The 3,818-nt window shown below is 46.3% G+C and carries 5 protein-coding genes; 3 read left to right on the forward strand and 2 right to left on the reverse strand.

Annotated elements, in window-relative coordinates:
• From AB3112_RS09260 to ribH, 3 genes are all read left to right on the forward strand, one after another.
• Positions 1-603 (forward strand): riboflavin synthase (locus AB3112_RS09260; RefSeq protein WP_367334360.1); only part of this gene is annotated, 603 nt, incomplete at its 5' end.
• Positions 588-1,808 carry a GTP cyclohydrolase II gene (ribA, locus tag AB3112_RS09265; RefSeq protein ID WP_367334361.1) on the forward strand — a complete coding sequence of 407 codons (1,221 nt, stop codon included), beginning with the start codon at positions 588-590 and terminating at the stop codon, positions 1,806-1,808. The genes AB3112_RS09260 and ribA, both read left to right, overlap by 16 nt.
• Positions 1,805-2,284, forward strand: a complete 480-nt coding sequence (gene ribH, locus AB3112_RS09270) for a 6,7-dimethyl-8-ribityllumazine synthase (protein ID WP_367334362.1) — start codon at positions 1,805-1,807, stop codon at positions 2,282-2,284. Before ribA ends, ribH begins: the two co-directional genes overlap by 4 nt.
• Before the next feature lie 117 nt (positions 2,285-2,401).
• Here the strand turns inward: ribH and AB3112_RS09275 are convergent, their stop codons facing one another.
• Both AB3112_RS09275 and AB3112_RS09280 read right to left on the reverse strand, forming a co-directional pair.
• The gene (locus AB3112_RS09275) at positions 2,402-3,439 is read right to left on the reverse strand and encodes a hypothetical protein (protein ID WP_084972705.1); all 1,038 of its coding nucleotides are present in this window, start codon (positions 3,437-3,439) and stop codon (positions 2,402-2,404) included.
• A 140-nt stretch (positions 3,440-3,579) separates the two neighbouring features.
• Positions 3,580-3,801 carry a hypothetical protein gene (locus AB3112_RS09280; protein WP_239822943.1) on the reverse strand — a complete coding sequence of 74 codons (222 nt, stop codon included), beginning with the start codon at positions 3,799-3,801 and terminating at the stop codon, positions 3,580-3,582.
• Positions 3,802-3,818 lie beyond the last annotated feature (17 nt).

The raw sequence follows: 3,818 nt of genomic DNA on the forward strand, positions 1-3,818 counted from the left end.
ATTCAAGCACGGGGAAAAGTGGTTCAGGTCAACCGCAGCGGCCAACAGGCCAAGCTAACGGTCGAGACATCCCTGGTTTCGGACGGCACGTTTAAATTGGGTGACAGCATTGCGGTAAACGGGGTTTGTTTGACCGTGACGGACTTAACGGGGACCAGCTTTTCTGCTGACGTGATGCCGGAAACGATACTGCGGACTAATTTTACTCAGTTGGCGTCCGGCGCATTTGTGAACCTAGAGCCGTCCTTATCCGTTGGCGAGAAGCTCGATGGCCACTTTGTACTGGGTCACGTGGATACAACGGCTACACTCGTCTCAACACAAGCGGATGAAGATTCGATACGATTGCGCTTTCAGATTGGAACCGAATATGAGCCCTACATCGTTGAAAAAGGATCGGTTGCCATCAACGGCATCAGCTTGACCGTCGTCTCAACCAGTCAGTCAACTTTTGAAGTGGCACTGATTCCCTATACGTTGACTCACACGAATTTAAGCAGCCTCAAGCAGGGCGATTCGGCCAATATTGAGACAGACATTTTGGGTAAGTACATTGTCAACATGGCCAAGAAAGGACTGACTGAAAAATGGACGCAAAGATAATTGAAAAAGTGGATCGGGCACTGACAGAACTTAAAGCCGGAAATCTGATTATTGTGGCGGATTCTTTAGACCGGGAAGCAGAGGGCGACATGGTTGGGTTGGCTGAGAAGGTCTCCCCTGAAACGGTTAATAAAATGGTCACCCGTGCAAGAGGCTTATTATGTGTGCCAATGGCTGTTGAAATTGCCAACCGGCTCGAATTAAAACCGATGCTGGAAAATTCAAGCGATGCCTTTGGAACTGCTTTTACCAGCACATTGGATGCGAAATCCACCACCACTGGCATTTCCGCGTTTGACCGGGCAAAAACGATTAAGCGGTTGGCGGATCCCAACAGTACCTGGGACGACTTTTACCACCCCGGCCATATTTTCCCCCTGATTGCCCGACCGGATGGCGTTTTCGAACGGCAGGGGCATACCGAAGCCGCTGTTGATTTGGCTAAATTAGCAGGTGTTGCGCCAGTTGCTTATATTTGTGAAGTCCTCAAAAAGAATGGCAAGATGGCCCGACGAAAGGACCTCAAGGCAATTGCTGAAGGCAACGGGATGTCGTTGCTGACGATTGACGAAATTATTGCTTATCGAAAGTATCAGCAAAATCAGGCCATTCAAACAATTACCAGCGTTAAGCTGCCAACCAAGTACGGGACTTTTCAACTGGAAGCGTTTGACAATCCTGATGGCGGCGAACCAACCCTGTTGATTTCAAAAGGGGACTTGGCAACGGGTGACCCATTATTGACGCGGCTGCACAGCGAGTGCCTGACGGGCGACGTGTTTGGGTCGAAGCGCTGTGACTGTGGGCCACAACTTGAAGAAGCATTACGCCGCATCGAAAGAAACGGACGTGGCGCCCTGATTTATCTGCGGCAGGAAGGCAGGGGAATTGGCCTGGCCAATAAACTGCGGGCATACGCCTTGCAGGAGCAGGGATTAGATACGGTTCAAGCCAACCAACATCTGGGATTGCCAATTGATGATCGTAATTATCAAATTGCGGCCACCATTTTGAAAAGTAAGGGTGTGTCTGAGGTCCGATTAATGACAAATAATCCGGATAAAATTCAGCAGTTGGATGGTTACGGCATCAAAACGGTTGAACGAATTCCGTTGGAAGTGGGATTAACTTCTGAAAACCAGCACTATTTACTCACCAAGAAAAACAAGTTAAATCACCTATTGAAAGAGGTTGGAAATGCATGAAAAATTTGTATGGAACACTTGCAAACCATGATTATCGAATTGGAATCGTGGTGTCGCATTTTAATGAAATCGTGACGGAGCGCTTGTTATCAGGTTGCGTCGCACAACTGAAAACGCTGGGTATCAGCGACGAGCAGATCACCGTGGCCCACGTTCCCGGCGCCATGGAGTTGGCAAGAATGACCAAGGAATTGGGCGCTTCCAATCGGGTTGACGGCTTGATTGCCTTAGGGTCGGTCATTCGTGGTGAAACATCACATTATGATTATGTCTGTCAAACAACCGCCAATGGGCTGGCCGACCTGTCGTTAAACGGGCCGCAGCCGGTGATGTTTGGGGTGTTGACAACTGAAAATATGGATCAGGCCTTGGCCCGTGCCGGTGGCAAAGCCGGCAACAAAGGGGCTGAATGCGCCATTGACATTGTTCAAATCTTAAATGTTCAAAGACAGATCAACGAATTGGCCGAATCATAGCTTGCGTCACGATGTGATATTGGTTTGACTATGGCAACTGAAGACAGGGAAAAGAGCTTGGTGGAAGAAAAAATCCACCAAGCTCTTTTTTCATTTATTGAGAACAAATTCCTAAGATTATTGAACCGCGCTGACCAACGGCACTGACGGATCGTCGTTTACAACGGTCACACGGGTATCTTGCGCCAATGCCTGTTTGATCATTTGATTAATTTCGCGGTAAACACTTGGATCAGCTGCCTTAATTTCACTTCTTGAACCCACAAATAAGTGACGAATCTCTTTTGAGTTCAACAAGTTTTGAATGTTATTGAAATCAGTGAACAGTTGGTCCTTGAAAGTTTTCGTGATGGCTTCAGCGGTATTTTCCCGATTGTAGCCGGCAATCGTGTCATTGACGAGTTTTTCAATATCAGTCAGTGAATCGTTTTGAACCGATTGGGCAATCTCAAACGGTGCTAATTCCAAGCCATTGTTCAACTTCTTAAATAAGTTAATGTTTTGTGGCAGGCCCATCAATACGAAGGGGTGATTAGCGAGTCTTTGATTATTTTTTAACAGTTCAATCAGAAGTCGATAGTAGCGTTCCTGGTCAATTTTCTTCTCCTGGGTCGTTTCGTTATGCCCATGATACTGGGCGTTGCCTCCGCGGGCACTAAAGTTCAATTGACCACCACGCAATTCGGTTCCCAAGGCGTCTTGAACGGTTGCCGGATAATCGTCAATGGCAAGTGAGCTGACGCGTTTGTTGACCAGCTTATAGAGCTGACTGTTATCTCGATTGAGGCTAATCAACGTGTAATCAGCGTTGGGCGCCTCGCTTAAGAGCAGCAGAAAGTCAATGGCGTCCTCGATTCGATAATCGGCTTTTTCGACACTTGTTCGAATCAGGTGATAAACAGTTTGACCGTGCTGATCGGCAATGACCGTCATGCCGTCATAGGGTAATTGGTCGTGAAGCAGGTTATTGATATCGTCAATCAATGGGTCAATTTCCTCGCCGATTTCTTTTTGGATCTGTTTGAGCATATTCTTTACTCGGAGTTGTTCATTTTGATCAAACGACAGCTTCCGTAAGTTGAGATTCAATGTAATCACCGGTGCTTGTAAATCAGGTAATCTTGCTAAATCTGACACATTTATCATCGTTGCCATAAGTCGGACACTCCTTTAGTCATATTTAGTTATAACTATATTATTATATAACTTACTTATAGTATATCAGATATAGCATATAAAGCCTAATTTTATGCCTGCTAATTGTGTTCATCAAAAAAAGACAATCCCATTCAAACTTAGGGATTGCTGTATTGCAGGTTGGTGATGATTGAAAGGACACCACCGAATAACGTGAATAACAAGCTAAAGATCGCCAGGGCGATGAAGAGATGTTTCCACTTGTAGGGGGCCGGTTCGTGGCGGGCATTTTTATAAATTAAGTAAAATGCGCCTGCCACAATCACGAAAACGCCGGCCGTCAATATGATCCAAACTGCTGCCAGGATGATGTCCATCATGAATCCTCCTCAAAAAA

This window comes from Lentilactobacillus sp. (assembly GCF_040773105.1).
GTDB classification, from domain to species: Bacteria; Bacillota; Bacilli; order Lactobacillales; family Lactobacillaceae; genus Lentilactobacillus; species Lentilactobacillus parabuchneri.